Raw genomic sequence first — 22,730 nt, 5'->3', positions numbered from 1 at the left:
TGTTGATACTATTTTTTCGGCGTATATCCTTCGATATCTACCTCTTTATTTTCAAAAAGATAACCAATCATAGCATCCTCAACAATTTTTCTGTCTTCAGCTTTCATCAGGTTCAATTTTTTTTCATTAATCAGCATAGTTTGTTTACGTTGCCATTCTGACCAAGCTTCCTGGCTGATGTTGTCAAAAATACGTTTGCCCAAAGTGCCCGGAATTAATTGAAAGGCCAAACCAGGGGCTTCTTTTTTTAAATAACTGCAAAATACGGTTCTAGTCATCTGTCTTTTCCTTTTCGATGTTTTTGTTAACAGTGGTTATAATTTTTGTTGTTGCTGCTGCTAAGCCAATTTTTTGTGGATGGTATAAGTTATACCAAAGCGAGTCACTTTCTTCCATTACTTGTTTTGATTCTATGATCGAAACGTCAATTTTCAGTGGCGTTATATCAAAATGAAAATGGCTAAAAGTATGACGAAATGTAGGTAACAGGGTGCTGCTAAACTGTTCGATGCCCTGTGCTTTAATAGCCGCAAGACATAACGCTTCACTTTCATATTCAGGGAAGCACCATAATCCACCCCAGATGCCGACTGGCGGGCGTTTTTTTAAGTGCAATGTTTCACCATTTTTACACAGTACCAGCATCACCGCTGTTTTTATCGGAATCTTCTTTTTAGCTTTGGGTGTCGGATAAGCCTGCACTGTCCCGTCTGCAAGCGCTAGGCAATCGTCCTGAACAGGGCACTCGGCACAATTTGCTTTACTGCGGGTGCAAACCATCGCGCCCATATCCATCATTGCCTGATTAAATATATTGGTCTGTTTTGCCGGTGTTAATTTTTCAGCAAGTTGCCAGAGGGTATTTTCAACCGCTTTTTCACCTGTCCAGCCTTCGATGGTTTGATGGCGCGTCAGGACGCGTTTAACGTTACCGTCTAAAATAGCAAAGTTTTCATTCAAAGTCAGGGATAAAATAGCCCCTGCGGTTGAGCGGCCAATGCCGGGTAAATCCAACACTTGTTGAAATTTTTCCGGGAAATTGCCTGCGTAATTATCCCGAATAAATTGTGCTGATTTATGTAAATTACGCGCTCTGGCGTAATAGCCGAGTCCAGTCCAATGATGCAATACTTCATCTAAAGGCGCATTAGCAAGATAGGAAATGGTCGGGAAAGCACGCATGAACTTATTAAAATAAGGGATCACAGTGGCAACTTGGGTTTGTTGCAGCATGACTTCACTTACCCAGGTTCGATAAAGACTTTTATCCTGCTGCCAGGGTAATGTTTTACGGCCAAATTTTTGATGCCATGCAATGATGCGCTGACTAAAATTTTGGTGATTTACAACAAGCTCTTTCATATTTTGAACACTCTTTTTAGGAGCGGCGAGCATAACAGAGATACGTTAAAAATATAACGTCACAAATATTAGGTGCTTATTTTGAAGTGCATAAAGTCGATCCATTATTAAATATTATTGGTATAATGGGCGAATATAAATGATCCCGAAATAAAGGTATAAAAATGACTGACCAAGAACATTCGACAAGCGAAGAAAATGCTGAAACCGTCGAAGAGCGCAAATATATGCGCAAAATTCGTTCATTCGTAAAACGTGAAGGGCGAATGACCAGCCGTCAGCAGACCGCAATAGAAAACCTTTGGGCTACCAAAGGTGTTGATTTTCAGGATAAATTAATTGATTTTAATGAATTATTCGGGCGTCATGCTCCGGTTGTATTAGAAATCGGTTTTGGCATGGGTAAGTCATTAATTGAAATGGCAAAAAATGCACCGGAAAAGAACTTTCTCGGAATTGAAGTACATGGACCCGGTGTTGGTGCTTGCCTTGCAGATGCAGAAGAGGCGGGAGTGACTAATTTACGCGTGATGAACCATGATGCGGTTGAAGTCTTGGATAAAATGATCCCGAATAACAGTTTGGCAGTATTCCAGCTTTATTTTCCTGATCCCTGGCATAAATCTCGCCATCATAAGCGTCGCATTGTCCAACCTGAGTTTATTGAAAACATGCGTCGTAAGCTTGCGATCGGCGGTGTGATTCATATGGCCACTGACTGGGAAAATTATGCAGAGCATATGTTGGCAGTATTGCAGGCCGCGGCAGATTTTAAAAATACCAGTGAAAGTGATTATGCGCCACGTCCGGAATGGCGTCCGTTAACCAAATTTGAAAATCGTGGTAATAACCTCGGTCATGGTGTGTGGGATCTGTTATTTGAGCGTATTAGTTAACACTTTCTACTAATAGATTTGATCACGGTCATTCTAGTTGGAAACTCTGAATAACCATAAGCGAACTTAAATAGTTCGCTTTTTTGATTCCAAACAAAAACTATTTTTTAAAGGTTGAGTCTATAAAAAACCTAAACAGATACAGACAATTATCCATTAGCTGTTAGCTTTTGTGATCCAATTTACCTGAGTTTTTGAGTTTTGGAATAGGATTGATTATCGATTTTGCTTTGAGTTAGAAAATATCGCATGATCAGATTGTTTAGAATATTTTAGTGGGGTTGCCACAAGACACCGCAAATTTAAGATTCACTGTGAAACTATGTTCAATGATTTCTATGTGAAAGATCAGCTGCTTCTGCATAACACGCTGATTCTCGGTGAACATGACTTTCAAGCTATACAGAAGCTGCAGCAGATCAAAAAATACTTTTCCCGCCAAATTTTCCTCTTTAGCTTGCTTATTTAAGTTGCTTTTAATAAAAAAATGAACTTTTTACTCATTTCATTATCTTATCGAAATAATAACAACTGAATTATTTAGGTAACCCTATGACTTTAAACCTAAAAAAAAGTGATGATGTGTTTTTAGTCAAAACGTCATACTGTTTATTACGACTTTTGCTTATTCAAAAAGCACAAAAGCAGTGAAATCATCTACAGTCACGATATTCTTTAAAGAGTGCCATTCACCCTTAACAAAAGCAGGTATTAGCTGTGATGTCTGAAGCGGCGAAGGACAGCAATGCGACTAAAAAATAAGACGGTCATAGTCATATTAAGTTGATCTGTAAGAGTCTTTAAATTATTAATCAAAAGGAAGTGTAATGAAGTTTGTAAAACCAATCATATTGGTTACGGCTGTTCTGGTACTATCGAGTTGCGCCGCCGGATTAAATACGAAGCAAAAAAGAGAATACGCAGCTTTTGAGAATGAAGGGGTTTTAATTAAAAAGAAAGATCCAACGCTTGGAACTTTTTTGGGGATTTTACCTGGCTTTGGTTCCTTTTACAGTCAAGGACCCGGGATGGGAATAACAAACTTAATACTTTGGCCTTTTTCTGTGCTGTGGGATCCAGTTAACGGATACAATGGTGCAATGTCAATTAACTATAACCTAACAAAACATGATATTAAGATGAAAAAGGGAAAAGAGTTGTCTGTTCTGGATGATAAGTTTGCCCTTGGAGAAATAAACAATTCAACTTATATTTTTGCACAGAGAAAAATCAACCGGAAATATGATTATTAATCTAATCGACTAAGGCTATCGCTTGCGGATCTAGGCCAAATGGCCCGGGATGACAGAGTTATTCTTGTTTCGCATGGGGCTGCTTTTTTTTCTGCTCAGCAGGTGGGGTTCCGGTGATGCCGGCAGTCAGGGTAAAGCGCATGGCTTCCTCTATTTTCATATCCAGCGGCCGCACCCTGCTGCGCGGAATGAGTACCGCGTAACCGCCTATCATATAGCTCAGTGGCAGGTAGACTATAATGCAGTCATCTTCGCGAAAATCCTTCGGCAGCTTCGCAGGTTCCGCCTGAGTAACAAAGCCTATGACCTGCATATCAGTATCTCCGATGGTTACTGCAACTACCTGCTGGAACTCTTTTTTAGTGGTCGGCGAGAAATAGTCAAAAAAGTCACGAATAGCCCGATAAACCGATTTAATAAGGGGCGTATGGTAAAAGAGCTGCTCACCCTTGGCGAACAGACGTTGCACCAGGTAGGCATTCATCAACAGACCGGTTATAAACACGACCAGCAGACCAGCAGCCAGTCCCATCCCCGGCCAGTACCAGTGATCGGGGAGCAGGGCCTGGATCAATCCACCGAGCAGTGATTCTGCGGAAACGGCAAACCAGTAGAGCAGGTAAAGCGTTAACAATACAGGCAGTATTGCCACCAGTCCGGTAATAATATTTCTGCTGATAAAAGCCAACATTATGACGTTCTCCGTGCCAAAAGGGGAAAGCTATTCTTTGCATATTTTCAGGCTTGAGGGCGCTTACAGACAAGCCGGTTGTTGTGTTTCGACAAAAATGCAGCCGAATAGAGATTGCAACTCAACTGACAAATCTGCTGTTATACAAGGCAGAGCACAAAAGTGCTTGCGCTATATACCCAAACGACTTGACTATGCTGGTGCCTGTATCGTCAGGTGATTTGGGTATATGGCCAATTACCTTTAATCGCCATATATATATCGTTAATTATTAATTATCCAGCTGCCATCCGGTTGACGGCAGGCTGTGCCGTATGCCTCCTGCTTTTTGCCGCCAACAAAGACTGTCTGACGATACTCGCGGCAATATTGACCCGTTGTCTGCTGATAGGTCTGGAGCGGGGTCATTGAACCGCTATTGCCGGAATCAGGATTGTTCCAACGGGTCGTTTCCTGACTGCGGGTTTGCTCCAGTGAGTACTGGGCATTCTGGCCCATGGCAATGCGATCGGCGCGGTCCAGAGAGCGACCAATTTCCTGACCAAACAGGGCTCCTGCCAGAGTGCCGATAGCAATAGCCACAACATTTCCCTTTCCTTTACCCACATTGGAACCCAATACAGCTCCGGCGGTCGCACCAAGCAGGGTGCCAGCGCTTTCCTTAGCCCCCATAGGCTGCGTGCAACCTACCAGTAAAAACACAAAAATCATTAATAATGCCTGAGCTTGTTTCATGGTTTTTCTCCTCTTTTTTCTTCTCTCAGTTGTTCTCAGTGCCTATGGTTTGGGTTGAAAAATACAGGATATTATTAACAGTATAGGACGAATAAAGGTGCTTCACTCATAGGTTTGAGCCTTTGCCTTTATTTGTTTCAGGCGCTGCTGGAAGGCTTTAAAATAGACTGTTTATCCACTTTGCTAAAACTGGCTATGCGTTTAAGAACATAATAAGTTTTTTTGAACAGTTAAACAGACTGATCTTTTGGTTGGAGGGAAAGAAGAAAATTGTTGTTTTATGAACCCCAATCGCTAAGTGCAAAGCTAAATAATTAAGATGATTCTCTGTGAGGCAAGGTTTAGCCAACTGTCTGTATCAATTATAATTCCTATTTTGGCCTATCGAATTTTTGTTCCTGACCTTGCCGATAAAATGACTGTAGCCGATCTACTAGCGTAACGATTCTGGTCAGAAATTGATTTTTAGGGGGGATAAAATTTTATGCTGGTAATCTTTTTATTCGCATTTACAGGTCGCTATAGTAACTAAAATAAGCACCACTTTTTATTTGGTAAAAACAATATTTATGCGAGTGATTTGATGGATAAAATAACAGAAAAAGCATACCTGCAACACTAATAGGGAAAAATTAATTTCAGATCAACTAATACAGGAGCAATTCATTGATTTATTAAAGAAAAATCAACATCATCTGCAATCCAATCTAATCCAATAATAATAATAATAATAAGGTTTTTTTATGTTAGAGCTATTCATCGGCCTGGTGGTCACAATAGTGGTCGGTTACTTGATCGTTAAAGAGTATAAACCTGCAGGGGTTCTGCTCAGTGCAGGTATGCTTTTGTTAATCATCACAGGTTTTATGGGGCACACGGTTTTACCTGAAAATGTAGCCAGCACGGGAAGCTCATTTTTAGATACGCTGGAATTTGTGAAATATATGCTGCAGTATCGTGGCGGCGGTTTAGGTATGCAGATCATGCTGTTATGTGGTTTTGCGACCTACATGACGCATATCGGTGCAAACAATGTCGTGGTCAAACAATTTTCACATCCGTTAGCATTCATCAAATCACCCTATGCATTATTGGTCGCAGCTTATATCGTTGCCTGCTTAATGTCGTTAGCAGTAAGCTCTGCAACGGGCCTTGGTGTACTGTTAATGGCAACTTTATTTCCAATGATGACCGCGATGGGTATATCTCGCCCGGCAGCGGTAGCCGTATGCGCATCACCGGCGGCTATTATTCTTTCTCCGACATCGGGGGACGTTGTTATCGCAGCTGAAAAATCAGGTATAGCGCTGGACGTATTCTCAGTGGAAACAGTACTACCGGTATCAATCAGTGCAATTGTCGTTATGGCGGCAGCTGCTTTCTTCTGGAATAAGTATTTAGATAAAAAAGAAAATACACCAATGGAGAAACTGGATGTCTCTCATATAAAAATAACGGCACCACCTTACTACTCTATTCTGCCGTTCCTGCCGATTGTCGGCGTTTTTGTTTTCAACGGTAAAACAATTCCCGGTCTTGAATTAGATATCTACACTATTGTTGTATTGTCGATATTCATCGGCGTCGTTGTTGAATACATTAGCAGACGTTTTAACGGTAAAGAAACGCTCGAGGGGTTAGAAGTTTGTTACGCTGGTATGGCTGACGCCTTTAAAGGTGTGGTCATGCTGTTGATCGGGGCTGGTGTGTTTGCACAGGGTTTAATGTCAATAGGCGCAATTGATAACCTGATCGGTCTGGCTGAATCGGCTGGCGCGGGCGGCTTCGCATTAATGATTCTGCTGACTTTAATAACAGTTGTCGCGGCAATCGCAACGGGTTCCGGTAACGCGCCGTTTTATGCGTTTGTAGAACTCGCACCGACTCTGGCTGCTAAATTAGGCCTCAGTCCAGCTTACCTTATTATTCCTATGCTGCAGGCATCAAACCTGGGCCGGACCATTTCACCTGTGTCGGGGGTTATCGTAGCAACAGCAGGTATGGCTAAAATTAGCCCCTTTGAAGTGGTCAAACGCACTTCCGTTCCAGTCTTGTGCGGTTTAATCACCGTGGTTATAGGTACTATACTGCTTGTGCCTATGTACGCTTAAATAAAAATCATTATTGACTTTAAACACCACTTTTTAAGCAAAAGTGGTGTTTGTTTTATAATGCTATTTATTCACCTTTTAAATTGTCTTTAAAAGCCTTAAGGGTCTTAAAAAGAAGTTCAATTTTAACGACTATTGCTGGAATTAATGTTTTGTAATGCTCGCTATTATCCGTTTGAATAGCCTGCAGATCCGCAGCTAACTCTTCAACATAGGGCAAGAAGGTTGTGGAGTGATTTTTAAACGCGCTATCATTGGTAAATATTTGTGCAAATCCCGCTTTCTTTTGCTGACGTAGCTGTTCCAGCTGTTTATCTGCGTCAACGGCACGGTGGTAAATGATTTTTATATTTTCTTGTAGCTTTTTAATCACACTTTCTTTATTCATTGTTTGGCCCTTTTTAAAGCGATTATAGCGAACTGATCCTGAACAGATCACTTAAATATTCGCACATCTTGGTTTTAGCTATTCTATCATCGTTACGGGCGCTATGGGTTAAGCGCAATGTTATGCTGTTTGAAACTATTTAACTTAACCTTTAACCTTTAACCCTGAACTGCTAGCAGCGCCTGTTTTGATTTTAGGCGGTTATTAGTGTTTTACTCTTTTGACCGGCAATTTCCCGACTTAATCGGGGCACTAAATAACCCGGTAAGGCAATGCTCATCTGTTGGACTAATTGTATCGCCCGCTGCTCGGGTAAATCAAAATGTTGCGCGCCCTGCACTTTATCTAATAAAAACAGATAATAAGGCAGTATATGTGCTTCAAAAAGTGCTTCGCTAAGGGCAACCAGCGTCTGGCTGTTATCATTTATGCCTTTTAGCAGAACACTTTGATTTAATAATTGCACACCCGCTTGGTTAAGTTTATTCATCGCATTTTTAAATACAGAATCGATTTCATTAGCATGGTTGATATGTAATACGAAGACCACATTTAACCGACTTTTATTGAGCATATCACACAGTTGGTCAGTGATTCTGGACGGGATCACAACCGGTAGACGGCTATGCAGTCTTAATCGGGTCAGTTGCGGTAATAACTCCAATTCATTGATCAAGTATTGTAAAAAATCATCTTTACTCATTAATGGATCACCGCCGCTTAATATGACTTCATTCACTTCGGGATGGGCTTTGATGTAGGCGATAATTTCCTGTAACTGCTTTTTGTTAATATTATTATCCTGATAAGGGAAATGCCGCCTAAAGCAGTAACGGCAATTAACCGCACAACCTGATTTTAAAATCAGTAATACGCGGCTTTGGTACTTGTGTAATAAACCGGGCAGGGCACTATCATGCTCTTCTAAAGGATCGGTACTGTAACCTTCCGAGACTAATTCTTCATCTGTTATAGGTAACACTTGCTGCAGTAAAGGGTCATTAATATCTCCTTTTTTCATTTTTTGAATAAACGGCATCGGTACCAACATCGGGAAGCTTTTACGGGCTTTTAAGCTTAACGGTACATTTTTTGGGGATAAATCCAATAATTGTAATAGTTGTTGTGGATTTTTGACCGCATTAGCGAGTTCTTTTTGCCAACTCGGCAACACATGGGTATTATCCGTGGTAATTATTTGCAGCATATTTTATAAATCAATTTATAGTGAGGTAATGATGGGAACATATAATACCAGTGAATTCAAAGGCGGGCTAAAATTTATGCTCGATAACGAGCCTTGTACAATTATCGATAATGAATTTGTTAAACCAGGTAAAGGGCAGGCCTTTAATCGTGTCAAACTGCGCAAACTTTTATCCGGTAAAGTGATTGAAAAAACCTTTAAATCTGGCGAGTCAGTTGAATCGGCAGATGTAATGGATATTGATCTTGCCTATCTCTACAACGATGGTGAGTTTTACCATTTTATGAATAATGAGACTTTTGAGCAAATTGCCGCAGATGAAAAAGCGGTCGGTGATATGGCTAAATGGTTGGTTGAGCAGGATATGTGTACCATCACTACCTGGAACGATAGCCCTATTGTGGTAACACCACCAAACTTTGTTGAGCTGGAAGTGACAGATACAGATCCGGGACTCAAAGGTGATACTGCCGGTACGGGGGGTAAACCTGCTACCTTGGCAACGGGCGCGCTTATTCGAGTACCTTTATTTATTCAGATTGGTGATATGGTAAAAGTGGATACTCGCAGCGCGGAATACGTTAGCCGGGTGAAAAAATAAACTTTTCTGATATCTTCAAGTAATTTGAATATAAAAAAACCAGCTAATCAGCTGGTTTTTTTTTCTCGAGTAAGAAATTACTAGAACATCTGCAGCAGCAGGGTAAACACAAACACACTGACGGCAAAAGCAAACCCGTAACAGAAAACCTGTTGCAAATCGCGGCCGCGCTTGATGCCGATATCATGCAGCCCGTGGAAAATACGATGCAGGGTATGCCATAGAGGCAAAGCAACCAACACTAATACAATGGCTGCTCCGAACCAGCTGGTGGCAAAGTGATGAACTCTTTCATAACTAAGATTCTCACTGTCCATTAAACCCATTGGAATTAAGATACCGGTAATCAAAATCATCACCGGTGTCATGAATGCGATAAGCATTCCGCCCGCACCAAACAATCCCCAGAAAATGGGTTCATGTGAACGTATATAGGTTTTCTCTGTAGTATTAGACATTTCCATTCTCCTTATAGGGTAATAATGACCAGGCAGAAAATAGCCACTGCAACTAATGCGCAATAATGACCGACAATAATAACCTTGTCTTGTAATCTTTTTCCTTTGATCCATAAGGCCATCGCTTTAGGTGCAAGCGAAAACCAGGTAACAGTATGATACAGGGCCAACGCTAAGGCGATAAGGTGCACAATAATTGAAAATGGATTGTGCAATGCAGCCATCCAGGCGTCAAAAGCGACTTCACCCTGACTTAAACGGAACACTCCCCAGGCTAATATTAGACTGTATATAGTGATGAAAATACTGCTACCTTCGCGAATCATATACTTTGTATAAAATGCATTTTTCAGCCACCAATCCGTTGGCAGTGGCCGTTCATAAGGTTTACGTTTACTCATTTTTGTAGTCTCCATAAATTAAAGCTGTTATCAATCCTGTTGCTTGTTCGCATAGTTATCCGTTTAATCAGGTTTAAACATACCAATTAAATAATCTTTACTGCTGTCCACTTTAAGAAGCTGAATTGCTGCAGCAGGATCAACATCTTTAGGGCAAACTACCGAACAATAACCAACAAAAGTACAACCCCAAACACCTTCTTCCTGGTTGACTATTTTGATTCGCTCGGCTTCACCATTATCACGACTATCACGGTTGTATCGCGCCAGTAATGCAAGGGCCGCAGGGCCGGTAAACTTCTTGTCTAAGGCATATTGCGGGCAGGCCGCATAACAAAGGCCGCAATTTATGCACATTGAGAACTGTTTATATTTCTCCATCTGCAGCGGTGTTTGCTGATAAGGACCTTCCGATAAACTTTTTTCTTTTTCAGGAATGATGTAGGGCTTAACAGACTCTAATTTTTTAATAAAGTCATCCATTACGACCACCAAATCACGTTCGATAGGGAAGTTGGCCAGCGGTGCTAAAGTGACTTTTTTAGGAAAATAATCGCGCAGAAATGCTTTACAACCTAATTTAGGAACGCCGTTCACCATCATTCCGCAACTGCCACAAATCGCCATGCGGCAAGACCAGCGGAAACTAACGGTGCTGTCCAGATGATCTTTAATATATTGCAAGGCTTCCAAAATAGATAAGTCTGCAGTGTAAGGAACTTCAAAAGATTGAGTAAATGGTTTTTCATCCATTTCAGGACGGTATCTCAGTATATCTATTGTAATAGTTGACGGGGTCATTAAATCTGCTCCTGTGCCGAGTCTGCTTTTGCTTGTTCAGCGGCAGCGTGTGCTTTGTCCGATGCTTCACCATAAACACGTTCAGCGGGTTGGCTTTTAGTAATAGTTACGGCTGAATATTCAATTTTGGGTGCTTTATCAGCTTGATAATATGCCAGCGAATGTTTTAAGTAGTTTTGGTCATCACGTTTATCAAAACCGTCAATACGTTGATGTGAACCACGCGACTCTTCGCGATTTATTGCACTGTGAGCCATTGCTTCGGCGCTGTCGAGTAAATATCCCAATTCCACGGCATATAAAAACTCGGTATTAAACACACTGGATTTATCAATGATTTGAATATTTTTATAACGTTCTTTAAGCTCTGCGAGTTTATCAATGGTTTTTTGCATTGATTCTTTGGTGCGGTAAATGCCAACGCCTTCTTCCATGCAGTCGCCCATTTCTAAACGAATATCGGCCATCTTTTCAGTGCCTTTGCTGTGTAATAAGGCTTCTGTGCGGGCCAAAATAGCATCCGCTTGTTTTTTTAATGGAGCCGTATCCTGATGCTCCGTATTGTGGGCATAGTTTGCGGCTTCCTGGCCTCCTAACTGGCCAAATACGGCAAGCTCGGTCAACGAATTGGAGCCCAAACGGTTAGCACCGTGCAAACCAATAGAAGCACATTCGCCTATTGCGTATAATCCGGCCAGACTGGTTGCTGTTTTAGCATCCGTTTCGATACCGCCCATTGTATAGTGCACGGTAGGGCGCACTGGAATAGGTTCATAAACAGGATCCACTCCGACATAGGCTTTTGCCAGTTCGCGAATAAACGGCAGGCGATCATTAATTTTTTCTTCACCCAGATGACGAAGATCCATGTGAATATAGTCCCCGCGTTCACCTTTAAAGACATTGCCCTTTTGCTGTTCCTGCCAGAAACATTGGCTGAGTTTGTCACGCGGCCCAAGTTCCATGTGTTTATTTTTAGTCTGTCCGATAGGTACTTCAGGCCCCAAGCCATAATCCTGCAGATAACGGTAACCATTTTTATTGACTAATATTCCCCCTTCACCACGACAACCTTCGGTCATTAAAATACCACTGCCCGGTAAACCGGTCGGATGATACTGTACAAACTCCATGTCACGCAGCGCAACACCATGTCGATAAGCGAGGGACATACCGTCGCCGGTGACAATGCCGCCATTGGTATTGTAGCTGTATACGCGACCTGCGCCGCCGGTTGCCATGATCACCGATTTGGCTTGAATCAGTTTGACTTCACCTTCGGCAATATCAAGGATCACAACACCCTGTATTTTATTATCTTCAACAACCAGATCCAGACAAAAATGCTCATCAAAACGTCTGATTTTGGGGTGTTGGAGTGAGGTTTGAAAAAGCGTGTGGAGAATATGGAAGCCACTTTTATCGGCAGCGAACCAGGTACGTTCTATTTTCATCCCACCGAATGCGCGCACATTAATAGAGCCATCCTCTTTGCGGCTCCATGGGCAGCCCCAATGTTCAAGTTGGGTAAGTTGTTTGGCTGCATTCTCCACAAAATACTCAACAACATCCTGCTCGCATAACCAGTCACCACCCGAGACAGTATCATCGAAGTGGTTATCCAATGAATCATGACCCTGGACAACACCTGCCGCGCCGCCTTCAGCTGCAACAGTATGGCTACGCATCGGATAAACCTTGGATATTAAGGCAATATCGAGCTCTGGATGGTTTTCTGCAATTTCAATCGCGGCTCGAAGACCGGAACCGCCGGCACCAATAATGGCAACATCTGTTTTAATTATCTGCACATTTCTACTCCATTAGTTGTTTATATTATTCATCTTATTCATCTTATTCATGTTATTGATATTATTCTTTGATTCTATCAGTGAGTTTATAAAATACCGTGAAATAAACATGGTTATTTGAAAATAAGCAATAAATAGTGATCTAAATCAGGTCGGAAAATGACAATGATTTTTTATTACCGAATTTTTTATACTTAGGTAAACTAGGGTGCTTATGCCATCACCTGTTGCGGTGTAAAAAGGTCAATCCGCGGAGATAAAGGAATCAAGATGAGCTGGAAACCAAGTGCTTCGATCAAAGAATTAAAACAACGTGCAAAAATATTACAGGCTATTCGACATTTTTTTATAACCCGCGGATTATTAGAAGTAGAGACGCCGGCATTAAGTCAGGCGGGTGTGACGGATATCCACCTGTTTTGTTTTAAAACCCATTTTATCGGACCGCAAATATCTTCATCACAGCAGGATAACCGGGGCTGCCCGTTATATCTGCAAACATCGCCTGAATTTCATATGAAACGTCTTTTGTCTGCCGGCAGTGGTTGTATTTTTCAAATAAGTAAAGTCTTTCGCAATGAAGAGTCGGGACGCTTCCATAATCCGGAATTTACCTTGCTGGAATGGTATCGGATTGGATTTGATCATTTCCGGTTAATGGATGAAATGGATCAGTTATTACAATTTATTCTTAAATCGCAGCCTGCCCGCCGTTGTACCTACCAGAATGCTTTTTTAGAAGTATTAGCGGTTGATCCTCTCTCTGCGAGTCTTAAGCAATTGAAGAGTTCAGGAGAAAAGCTTAATCTTGGGGACGTGCTCAGTGAAGAGCCTGACCGGGATACTGTACTGCAGCTATTATTTTGTATCGCTATTGAACCTGTTATTGCGCAGCACAAACCCTGTTTTATTTATAACTTTCCAGCTTCTCAAGCTGCACTGGCAAGAATTAGTTACGCAGATAAGCGTGTTGCAGAACGTTTTGAGGTTTATTTTCAAGGTATTGAGCTGGCGAATGGTTTTCATGAATTAAGCGACGGGCAAGAGCAGTTAAAACGCTTTCAAGCAGATAATTATTTACGATCACAAAAGGGACTCGCGCAAATGCCGATTGACGAGCACTTTATCTCGTCGCTGGCGTCTTTACCTGATTGTGCGGGTGTTGCTCTGGGAATCGATCGCCTAGTGATGCTGGCTTGCGCTAAAACACACATTGATGATGTCATCAGTTTTACAATTAAAGGAGCCTGATGTGGCTAAATTATGGTTAACCGATCGTGTTTATCCATTCTGGGCATACGTATTTCGTATCCTATACTGGGTTTTTGCTATTTATCTCTCCTCTTTATATTTGCAACATTATGCAGATTACCAGTGGTTTAAAATTGGCCTGATGTTATTGAGTGTCTTTTTTGTTATTATCTCTTTATTATTAGGACGTTGTCTGGATCATTTTTTTAAATCAAGCTGACCGCATTGTTTATTTTAAGACTATACTTGGTTATTGATCCTAATATTATTTATTTTAGCCAAACCTCTGAGGTGTATAATTAATTGGTTTGGTTTTAATTCATTCACTGTTCAGAGGTGTTTATGCCTATTAAAAAAGTTAAATCAGAGTTTGAAAAATTATCGGCCATTTTAGACGAGGATCTTATTGCTGATGAGTGTACTGCCGGAGAATTACGACAGGTACGTGATGAGCTTCAAGAAGCAATAAAATCAGGTGATCCGAGAAAATCGATTCGTGATAAAAAGCTTGCCGAGCAACTGATCGTTTTTGAAGAAACCAATCCGGCTGTCGGTAAGGTGATTAAAGACCTGATTGCAGCACTCTCTAGCATGGGAATATAAACCCGCTTAGATTAAAGAGAGTAGATTTGTATTTTTCCTGAAAAATGGACACAAAAAACCGACCCCGAGTCGGTTTTTTTAATTGTTCTAGTTTATTTTATTGCGTGCCAAAAATTAACTAATCGGTGGAGCACCCCTTAAGCTCTTTGCTAATGATTTGAACACGGTAAGATCTTTATAAATTTTCTTTTATTATAAGATAATAGACAGTAATAAAGGTTGCAGTCACAACTTGGCTATCTGCCTCTACGTCAGCCCTGTCGGCTGAAATTTTTCCTATTAAAGGGTGAGTAATAGCGGGTTACATAAAAGGCGGTGGAAAGGTGAAAAATAAAGATGATAACTGGACTATTTGTCCTGAATGTCAGGGACGTGGCAATAAAAGTAAGGGGCTGCGCAAAAAAGTGAGACTCCGCTACCAGAGGGAATTGCAGCAATTTGAAAAAAACAACAGCCAGGGAAGCGCTCCAATTCGTCCTCTGGGTCACCTTGATACGTGCTTGAACTGTAAAGGTTCCGGGTTGATTCATTCTGTGACGCCTCCTTTAGCCGATCAAGAAAACTATCCGCAGCTTGCCATTATTGGCGGTGGAATAGGCGGGGTGGCCCTTGCCGTCGCCTGTTTACACCGCAAAATCCCCTTTACTCTTTTTGAGCGCGATAGCGGATTCGACACACGAAATCAGGGTTATGGGCTGACTCTGCAGCAAGCAAGTCGTGCGATTCAGGGATTGGGAATTGCGGCCTTAGAAGAAGGTGTGATGTCAACCAGGCATGTGGTTCATACTAGCGACGGAAAAGTGATCGGTGAATGGGGAATAAGGGAGTTGGGGCCGCGCAATGAGAAAACCTCATCGAAACGCACCAATATCCATATCGCGAGGCAGTCGTTGCGCTTAGCGCTGCTCCAGCAGCTAGGTGGAGAGAATGCGGTGCAGTGGGGGTACCAGTTGCTGGATTTTAAAGAATGTCAGGGTCAAGGTGTGGATTTAAGCTTTCAAGTAGAGGGGCAGATAAAGCACGTCAATGCGGATCTTGTGGTGGGAGCGGATGGTATTCGCAGTTCGGTGCGCAGGTTATTGATTGGTGAAGAGACTTCCCCGTTATGTTACTTAGGTTGCATTGTGATTCTGGGGATTTGTCCTTTGCAGGCTATTGCAGACAGCGAAGCTCGTGATAGTGCTTTGCTGGACTCGGCCACGGTATTCCAGACAGCCAATGGCAATGAGCGTATCTATATGATGCCTTATACATCAAACTCGGTGATGTGGCAGCTGAGTTTTCCAATGTCAGAAAAAGCGGCCAAGGCCTTAAGTGCAGAAGGGCCTCAAGCACTTAAGCAGGAAGCCTTGCGTCGATGTCGGTGGCACAATCCTATTCCCCAGATTTTAGCGGCAACGCTGACAGAGCAGATTTCCGGTTATCCGGTCTACGATCGTGCCCCCATTGAGCCCGAATTGTTGGCGAAAGGATCTAAAGTGACTCTGATCGGAGATGCGGCTCATCCGATGAGTCCATTCAAAGGCCAAGGAGCGAATCAAGCGTTATTGGATGCGCTAGCGCTGGCTCGAGGGATCAAAAAAGGATGCAGACCCTTATCTCAATGGAGGAGGGCAGGCGTAAGGGAAAGTGTGTTAACTGAGTTTGAATCGGAAATGTTGGCACGCAGTGCCAGCAAAGTGAAGGATTCCGCCGAGGCTGCACAATTTCTGCATTCAGAGGTGGTGCTCCATGAGGGCAATGAGCCGAGAGGGCGGTGTCTAAAGAGAAAATGAGTGACTGTAATCAATGCTCTGCTTTGATGCGTAAATGAGGTATTTGATACGTGGAATTGGTCTGATATAAAAAGCTCAATTTTTAATCGTCAACGTCCCACTTTATTACAGGCATAAAAAAAGGTTAATAAGCATTACGCCTATCAACCTTCCTGTTTATAGTGGTCCGCCCCGAATATAGCTGGTGACCTTACGACACTAGGTCGTTTTTTTAAAGCTTAAAATTAAAGACTATTTTCTTAAATAAGAATTATAGTGCTTTGATTTTTACAGAAAGACGGCTTTTCTTACGAGCAGCAGTATTTTTGTTAATTAAGCCTTTAGTTGCATAGGTATCTAAAACTGATTGCAGTTTTATAAACTCAGCGGTAGCAACTTCTTTATCTGCAGCTTCGATAGCAACAACAACTTTCTTAATGAAAGTACGCATCATTGTACGACGACTGGCATTATGTTTACGGCTTTTTTCGGATTGTAAAGCGCGTTTTTTAGCAGACTTGATATTAGCCAAGACCTAAACTCCTAAATTCTGTATAACAAGGGATAATCAAAGGTCGTGGAATATGCCCTGTCGTACGTATATTGTCAAATGATTTCTTTTTAACCACTTAAAAAACTGGTAAGAAACCAAGTAGATGGTTAAACTGCGCGCATTATATACCCAAGCGGCTTGACAATGCAAGAATCTGCAGGCCTTTCAGTTACGATATTTCCAGCGGCTGATGGGATTGACGAATGCTGACGATTCAAACTTCGGTTAACTTATTGAGTGCATTTTTCAAATACGTTGAACAAAATTAAATTCCCTTTAGTAGGAAAAATATTGTGAGTAAAAAATTACTGAGATCAGGTTTGATCGTAAGCTCGATGACATTAATTTCTAGAATTTTAGGTCTGCTGAGAGATGTTGTTATTGCCAACTTGATGGGCGCCGGAGCTGCCGCCGATGTGTTTTTCTTTGCCAATAAAATCCCTAATTTTTTACGTCGTTTATTTGCTGAAGGTGCCTTTGCGCAGGCATTTGTACCGGTCTTGACAGAATACGAAAAAAAACATTCTTTTGATGAAGTTAAAAAATTAATTGCCGCTGTCTCCGGCACTCTGGGCACTATTGTTACTATTATTACGATTTTCGGGGTGCTCGGCTCTTCCGTTATTACCGCATTATTCGGCTTCGGTTGGTTTTTAGACTGGTGGCACGGCGGTCCGGACGGGCAAAAATTTGAACTTGCTTCTTTCATGTTAAAAATTACCTTTCCCTATTTATGGTTTATTACCTTCACTGCATTATCCGGAGCCATTTTAAATACTCTGGGTAAATTTGCTGTCGCTGCTTTTACGCCGGTATTTTTAAATGTGGCAATTATCGGTTGTGCACTTTTTGTCTCCCCGCATCTGCAGCAACCCGAAATAGGCTTGGCAATGGGCGTGTTTATTGGTGGGGCGGTACAGTTTTTTTTCCAGATCCCTTTTCTACATAAACAAAAATTATTGGTTAAACCCACCTGGAATTGGCATCATCCCGGGGTTGTAAAAATCAGGGTATTGATGATCCCCGCACTGTTTGGAGTATCCGTTAGCCAAATTAATCTATTACTTGATACTTTTATTGCCAGCTTTCTGCAAACGGGTTCGATCAGTTGGTTATATTACTCGGATCGTTTGCTGGAATTTCCATTAGGGTTATTTGGGATCGCCATCGCAACGGTTATTTTACCGAGTCTGTCTTCATCTCACGTTACCCTGTCCAAAGAGTATTTTGCGAAAACGCTGGACTGGGGCATACGTATGATCTGCATCTTGGGTTTTCCCGCGATGTTAGGTTTGATTGTACTGGCGGAGCCTATGCTGCGGGTTTTATTTATGCGCGGTGAATTTGCCAGTAATGATGTGGTGATGGCCTCCATGAGTTTATGCGCTTATGGCAGTGGATTATTGAGCTTTATGATGGTGAAAATATTAGCACCCGGATACTACGCCCGCCAGGATACAAGAACCCCGGTAAAATACGGCGTGATTGCCATGGTCAGCAATATGGTTTTAAATATAATTTTTGCTATCCCCTACGGTTATGTCGGTCTTGCCATTGCCACCTCAATCTCAGCGACCTTAAATGCAAGTTTGTTATGGTATGGTTTATACAAAAAAGGTGTTTATCAAAGACAAAAAGACAGTGTGTCGGTATTGCTGCGTATTATGATTGCGGGGCTGGTGATGGCCGCAGGTTTAGTGGTTTTCAATCCATCATTACAGGAGTGGAGTCAATTGTCGTGGATTGAAGCGGCAATAAAACTGTTTGCTCTAATCGCAGCGGGTGCTCTGGTGTATCTGTTTGCCTTAGCATTGACCGGATTACGCTTCAGGCATTTTCACATAAGAATGCCTAAATGAGGGCTGATTAGTTGCGCGGCTTCATATATAATCCACTCTATTTATATTTTAGCGCCTCTTATTAAGTAAAATAAAATGGAATTATTACGCGGCATTCACAATATCAAAGCATCACATCAGGGATGTGTTTTGAGTATTGGCAATTTTGACGGGATACATTTAGGCCATAAGGCGGTGCTTTCCCGATTATTATTTGAGGCGAAGCGCCTGCAGGTACCGGCAACTGTCTTAACCTTTGAACCGCAACCTGCTGAACTGTTTTCCGGAGATAATGCACCTGCCCGATTAAGCCGTTTACGCGATAAGTTTATACAACTTGATAAACTTGGGTTAGATCGCCTTTTATGCGTTTCATTTACCCATCAGTTCGCTAATTTAAGTGCGCAGGCATTTATCGAAGAGCTGTTGATAAAAAAACTCGGCGTGAAGTTTTTGGTGATTGGTGATGATTTTCATTTTGGTTATCAGCGTCAAGGCGACTTTGAGTTATTAAAAAAAGCCGGTAAAAAGCATGGTTTTGAGGTTGTGGATACTCACAGTCTGACCCAAAAAAAACATCGTATCAGCAGCAGTCGTATTCGCGCTGCTTTGGCTGACGGCCAGATGCAAGAAGCTGCGCTAATGCTGGGCCGAAAATACAGTATCACCGGTAGAGTGGCTCATGGGCAAAAGTTAGGGCGTACTATTGGTGTACCCACTGCTAACCTGTTGTTAAAACGTCGAGTCTCACCCGTTTCTGGTGTTTTTGTGGTATCAGTGTTGGGCATTGACAATCAGGTTTATCAGGGGGTAGCTAATATTGGCCAGCGTCCGACCGTGCAGGGTGTCCGCCAGCAGTTAGAAGTGCATATATTTAACTTTGATGCGAACTTATACGGTTTACAATTAGAAGTAGTGTTAGAAGAAAAAATACGCGATGAAGTGCGCTTTGATTCATTCGCAGAATTAAAAATTCAGATAGACAAAGACATCAAGCAGGCCAAACAATGGCACTTGCTCAATAAATAGCCACAAACTACTTGAAGATGCAGGAATCCGTTAGTCGTACATGACTTTGAAAATTAATGTTAAAGTAGCTTGGGTATAAATCCCAACGTAATGTCAGATGGAATAAAAAAGCAATGAGTGATTATAAAAGTACATTAAACCTACCAAAAACTGGTTTCCCGATGCGTGCAAATCTTGCTAATCGTGAACCTAATATGTTGAAAAATTGGTACAGCAACGACCTTTACGGCAAGATCCGTGCGGCTAAAAAAGGTAAAAAAACATTTATTCTGCATGATGGTCCTCCCTATGCAAATGGTGATATTCATATCGGTCACTCGGTTAATAAAATCCTTAAAGACATTATTATTAAATCAAAAACATTATCTGATTTTGATGCGCCCTATATTCCAGGTTGGGATTGTCATGGTCTGCCTATTGAGCTGAAAGTTGAGCAAAAAGTTGGCAAACCCGGTAAAAAAATCACAGCCGCTGAATTTCGTAAAAAATGTCGTGAATATGCAGCGCGTCAAGTTGACGGCCAGCGTAAAGATTTTAAACGTTTGGGTGTGTTAGGCGAGTGGGAGAAACCCTACCTTACGATGGATTTTGGCACCGAAGCCAACATCGTTCGCGCGCTCGCGCAAGTCATTAAAAATGACCACCTTCATAAAGGCTCTAAACCTGTGCATTGGTGTACAGACTGCGGCAGTGCATTAGCTGAGGCCGAAGTTGAATATGAAGATAAACTATCGCCAGCCATTGATGTCGCTTTTAGCGCGGTTGATAACGATCAAGTTTTAAACTGCTTTAGCGCGGTGACGGATAATCTCGGAACAGGTGATGTATATGCCGTGATCTGGACAACCACTCCCTGGACACTGCCGGCTAACCGCGCCATTGCATTAGCTGAAAAAGTAGAATACTCATTAGTACAAGCTGGAGAACGACGTTTAATTATAGCCACGGATCTAGTGGCCGATTGTCTGAAACGTTATGGTAATGAAGATTTTAGCACTTTGGCTATCTGTAAAGGGGGCGATTTAGAGAAGCAATTATTTAACCATCCCTTCTTAGATTTGCAGGTACCGGCTATTCTTGCCGACTACGTCACTGTAGATGCGGGTACCGGTTGTGTACATACCGCGCCAGGGCATGGTCAGGACGATTACGCTGTCGGTTTGCGTTACGGTTTAGAGGTTGCTAACCCGGTTGCCGATAATGGTGTTTTCCGCGAAGATACCGAATTTTTTGCAGGTTTACACGTCTTTAAAGCTAACGACCGGGTGCTTGAAGTCTTAGAAGAAAGAAACGCATTACTGTGCTTTATCAAATTGAATCACAGTTACCCGCATTGCTGGAGACATAAAACCCCGATTATTTTTCGTGCTACGCCACAATGGTTTATCGCCATGGATCAAAAAGGTTTACGCGCGGATGCACTGGCCGAGATCAAAGATGTAAAATGGATTCCAAGTTGGGGTCAGCAACGGATCGAAAAAATGGTCGAGAACCGTCCTGACTGGTGTATCTCTCGTCAACGTACCTGGGGAGTTCCTATTACTTTGTTTGTCAATAAAGAAACAGATGAACTGCACCCTAACAGTGTTGAAATGATGGAACTGATTGCGCGCAAAATTGAAAAAGAGGGTATTCAGGCCTGGTGGGATTTAGAGCCGGAAACCCTGTTAGGGTTTGAAGCTGAAGAATACCGTAAAGTAACCGATACGCTAGACGTGTGGTTCGATTCAGGTACAACCCATGCTTCGGTTGTTGCAAAACGAGAAGAATACACGTTAGCGTCCGGCGAACAAGCACAAGCGGATCTCTATCTTGAAGGTTCAGATCAACACCGTGGCTGGTTCCAGTCGTCGTTAATGACCGGTATGGCGATTAATAATAAAGCCCCATACAAAGAAGTATTAACCCACGGTTTTGTGGTTGACGGCAAGGGCAAAAAAATGTCTAAGTCCCTCGGTAATGTCATGTCTCCACAAACCGTGATGAACAATCTTGGCGCGGATATTCTGCGTTTATGGGTAGCTTCAACGGATTACACCGGCGAGATGACGGTTTCCGATGAAATACTTAATCGCAGTGCAGACAGCTACCGCCGTATTCGTAATACTTCACGCTTTTTACTGGCTAACTTAAACGGTTTTGAACCAAGCACTGATCTAGTGCCTAACGAAGAGATGGTTGCGCTGGATCGCTGGATTGTAGCGCAAACCTTAATATTACAAAATGAAGTTATTGAAGCCTACGACAGTTATAGCCTGCATGTGGTTTACCAAAAGTTGACCCATTTCTGCTCTATCGAATTAGGCAGCTTCTACCTGGATATTATTAAAGATCGTCAGTACACCGCTAAAGCGGACAGTAATGCACATCGCAGTTGTCAAACTGCTCTGTTCCATGTTGCCGAAGCGTTGGTACGTTTAATGGCACCCATTCTAAGCTTTACCGCCGATGAAATTTGGGGACGTCTGCCGGGCGCACGTGATGAATTTGTCTTCACCACAGTTTGGTACGATGGTTTGTTTGGTTTGTCTGATAATGAAGCCCTCAGCGAATCCGCATGGTCGCAGTTGATTTTAGTCCGTGCCGAGGTTAATAAAGCCTTAGAAATCGCCCGTAAAGAAAATGTTATCGGTGGTGGTTTGGAAGCCGAAGTCACCCTTTATGCTTGCGATGAAATAGCGACTTTATTGACAACCCTGGAAGATGAATTACGTTTTGTTCTGATCACTTCCCAAGCAGAGGTTAAACCTTTGGCGAATGCACCGCAGTCAGCTCTTCAAACTGAACTGAGCGGTTTATTGGTCAGCGTAGTTAAGAGTGCGGCGCCGAAGTGTGAGCGTTGCTGGCATCACCGTGAAGAGATTGGTCAAAATGAACAGCATCCTGAACTATGTGGCCGCTGCGTGACCAATATTGACGGGCAGGGTGAAGACCGTAAATTTGCGTAATAATTGTATTATCTAACATAAACCCACACTATTTGAATC

Annotated in this window: 22 protein-coding genes; 11 read left to right on the top strand and 11 right to left on the bottom strand. The window is 42.2% G+C overall.

Features of this window, described 5'->3' with window-relative positions; translation table 11 throughout:
- Positions 1-8 precede the first annotated feature (8 nt).
- Both ACJAZP_RS10560 and mutY read right to left on the bottom strand, forming a co-directional pair.
- Positions 9-278, bottom strand: a complete 270-nt coding sequence (locus ACJAZP_RS10560; protein WP_415230702.1) for an oxidative damage protection protein — start codon at positions 276-278, stop codon at positions 9-11.
- Positions 271-1,362 carry an A/G-specific adenine glycosylase gene (gene mutY, locus ACJAZP_RS10555; RefSeq protein ID WP_415230701.1) on the bottom strand — a complete coding sequence of 364 codons (1,092 nt, stop codon included), beginning with the start codon at positions 1,360-1,362 and terminating at the stop codon, positions 271-273. Before mutY ends, ACJAZP_RS10560 begins: the two co-directional genes overlap by 8 nt.
- 164 nt (positions 1,363-1,526) lie before the next feature.
- Here mutY and trmB point away from each other — a divergent pair, with 164 nt between their 5' ends.
- Positions 1,527-2,258 (top strand): tRNA (guanosine(46)-N7)-methyltransferase TrmB, encoded by a 732-nt coding sequence (trmB, locus tag ACJAZP_RS10550; protein WP_415230700.1) that lies wholly within the window; start codon positions 1,527-1,529, stop codon positions 2,256-2,258.
- Positions 2,259-3,085: 827 nt separating this feature from the next.
- Positions 3,086-3,511, top strand: coding sequence for a hypothetical protein (locus tag ACJAZP_RS10545; protein ID WP_415230699.1), 426 nt, complete (start codon positions 3,086-3,088; stop codon positions 3,509-3,511).
- Between the two features lie 58 nt (positions 3,512-3,569).
- Here ACJAZP_RS10545 and ACJAZP_RS10540 read toward each other — a convergent pair whose 3' ends face one another.
- Together ACJAZP_RS10540 and ACJAZP_RS10535 are read right to left on the bottom strand one after the other, a co-directional pair.
- Positions 3,570-4,202: a DUF502 domain-containing protein gene (locus ACJAZP_RS10540; protein ID WP_415230698.1), complete on the bottom strand. Its 633-nt coding sequence runs from the start codon at positions 4,200-4,202 to the stop codon at positions 3,570-3,572.
- 264 nt (positions 4,203-4,466) lie between these two features.
- Positions 4,467-4,937: an RT0821/Lpp0805 family surface protein gene (locus tag ACJAZP_RS10535; RefSeq protein ID WP_415230697.1), complete on the bottom strand. Its 471-nt coding sequence runs from the start codon at positions 4,935-4,937 to the stop codon at positions 4,467-4,469.
- Between the two features lie 743 nt (positions 4,938-5,680).
- Between ACJAZP_RS10535 and dcuC the strand changes: the two genes are divergently transcribed.
- Complete coding sequence (gene dcuC / locus ACJAZP_RS10530; RefSeq protein WP_415230696.1) at positions 5,681-7,048, top strand: anaerobic C4-dicarboxylate transporter DcuC; 1,368 nt, start codon at positions 5,681-5,683, stop codon at positions 7,046-7,048.
- Between the two features lie 67 nt (positions 7,049-7,115).
- Here the strand turns inward: dcuC and ACJAZP_RS10525 are convergent, their stop codons facing one another.
- Positions 7,116-7,436: a hypothetical protein gene (locus tag ACJAZP_RS10525; protein WP_415230695.1), complete on the bottom strand. Its 321-nt coding sequence runs from the start codon at positions 7,434-7,436 to the stop codon at positions 7,116-7,118.
- A 193-nt stretch (positions 7,437-7,629) separates the two neighbouring features.
- Entirely contained in the window at positions 7,630-8,643 is a 1,014-nt protein-coding gene (gene epmB, locus ACJAZP_RS10520) for an EF-P beta-lysylation protein EpmB (protein WP_415230694.1), read from the bottom strand.
- Positions 8,644-8,674: 31 nt separating this feature from the next.
- On the opposite strand from epmB, the gene efp reads away from it, so the two are divergent.
- Positions 8,675-9,244, top strand: a complete 570-nt coding sequence (efp, locus tag ACJAZP_RS10515; protein ID WP_415230726.1) for an elongation factor P — start codon at positions 8,675-8,677, stop codon at positions 9,242-9,244.
- An 80-nt stretch (positions 9,245-9,324) separates the two neighbouring features.
- Here the strand turns inward: efp and frdD are convergent, their stop codons facing one another.
- The 4 genes from frdD to frdA all read right to left on the bottom strand — a co-directional run bounded on the left by frdD (position 9,325) and on the right by frdA (position 12,715).
- Positions 9,325-9,702: a fumarate reductase subunit FrdD gene (gene frdD, locus ACJAZP_RS10510; protein WP_415230693.1), complete on the bottom strand. Its 378-nt coding sequence runs from the start codon at positions 9,700-9,702 to the stop codon at positions 9,325-9,327.
- Between the two features lie 11 nt (positions 9,703-9,713).
- Positions 9,714-10,103, bottom strand: a complete 390-nt coding sequence (locus ACJAZP_RS10505) for a fumarate reductase subunit C (RefSeq protein WP_415230692.1) — start codon at positions 10,101-10,103, stop codon at positions 9,714-9,716.
- Between the two features lie 63 nt (positions 10,104-10,166).
- A complete protein-coding gene (locus ACJAZP_RS10500) occupies positions 10,167-10,904 on the bottom strand; it encodes a succinate dehydrogenase/fumarate reductase iron-sulfur subunit (protein WP_415230691.1) in 738 nt (245 codons plus the stop codon).
- On the bottom strand, positions 10,904-12,715 hold the full coding sequence (frdA, locus tag ACJAZP_RS10495) for a fumarate reductase (quinol) flavoprotein subunit (RefSeq protein WP_415230690.1): 1,812 nt from the start codon (positions 12,713-12,715) through the stop codon (positions 10,904-10,906). The genes ACJAZP_RS10500 and frdA overlap by 1 nt, the downstream gene beginning before the upstream one ends.
- A gap of 270 nt (positions 12,716-12,985) precedes the next feature.
- Here frdA and epmA point away from each other — a divergent pair, with 270 nt between their 5' ends.
- The 4 genes from epmA (at position 12,986) to ACJAZP_RS10475 (ending at position 16,344) form a co-directional block, all read left to right on the top strand.
- On the top strand, positions 12,986-13,966 hold the full coding sequence (epmA, locus tag ACJAZP_RS10490) for an elongation factor P--(R)-beta-lysine ligase (RefSeq protein WP_415230689.1): 981 nt from the start codon (positions 12,986-12,988) through the stop codon (positions 13,964-13,966).
- Between the two features lies 1 nt (position 13,967).
- On the top strand, positions 13,968-14,186 hold the full coding sequence (locus tag ACJAZP_RS10485; protein WP_415230688.1) for a hypothetical protein: 219 nt from the start codon (positions 13,968-13,970) through the stop codon (positions 14,184-14,186).
- A 122-nt stretch (positions 14,187-14,308) separates the two neighbouring features.
- A complete protein-coding gene (locus ACJAZP_RS10480) occupies positions 14,309-14,569 on the top strand; it encodes a DUF4404 family protein (RefSeq protein WP_415230687.1) in 261 nt (86 codons plus the stop codon).
- 323 nt (positions 14,570-14,892) lie between these two features.
- On the top strand, positions 14,893-16,344 hold the full coding sequence (locus ACJAZP_RS10475; protein ID WP_415230686.1) for an FAD-dependent oxidoreductase: 1,452 nt from the start codon (positions 14,893-14,895) through the stop codon (positions 16,342-16,344).
- A gap of 250 nt (positions 16,345-16,594) precedes the next feature.
- Here the strand turns inward: ACJAZP_RS10475 and rpsT are convergent, their stop codons facing one another.
- Positions 16,595-16,855, bottom strand: coding sequence for a 30S ribosomal protein S20 (gene rpsT, locus ACJAZP_RS10470; protein ID WP_415230685.1), 261 nt, complete (start codon positions 16,853-16,855; stop codon positions 16,595-16,597).
- A 314-nt stretch (positions 16,856-17,169) separates the two neighbouring features.
- Between rpsT and murJ the strand changes: the two genes are divergently transcribed.
- The 3 genes from murJ to ileS all read left to right on the top strand — a co-directional run bounded on the left by murJ (position 17,170) and on the right by ileS (position 22,691).
- On the top strand, positions 17,170-18,735 hold the full coding sequence (gene murJ / locus ACJAZP_RS10465; protein WP_415230684.1) for a murein biosynthesis integral membrane protein MurJ: 1,566 nt from the start codon (positions 17,170-17,172) through the stop codon (positions 18,733-18,735).
- Between the two features lie 75 nt (positions 18,736-18,810).
- A complete protein-coding gene (ribF, locus tag ACJAZP_RS10460; protein ID WP_415230683.1) occupies positions 18,811-19,743 on the top strand; it encodes a bifunctional riboflavin kinase/FAD synthetase in 933 nt (310 codons plus the stop codon).
- Positions 19,744-19,856: 113 nt separating this feature from the next.
- On the top strand, positions 19,857-22,691 hold the full coding sequence (gene ileS, locus ACJAZP_RS10455; protein WP_415230682.1) for an isoleucine--tRNA ligase: 2,835 nt from the start codon (positions 19,857-19,859) through the stop codon (positions 22,689-22,691).
- The last annotated feature ends 39 nt before the right edge of the window (positions 22,692-22,730 follow it).

Source organism: Psychromonas sp., from assembly GCF_047632955.1.
In the GTDB taxonomy this organism is placed as follows: domain Bacteria; phylum Pseudomonadota; class Gammaproteobacteria; order Enterobacterales; family Psychromonadaceae; genus Psychromonas.
Note: the sequence above shows the minus strand (reverse complement) of the source record. Positions and strands in the feature narration are given on the sequence as shown.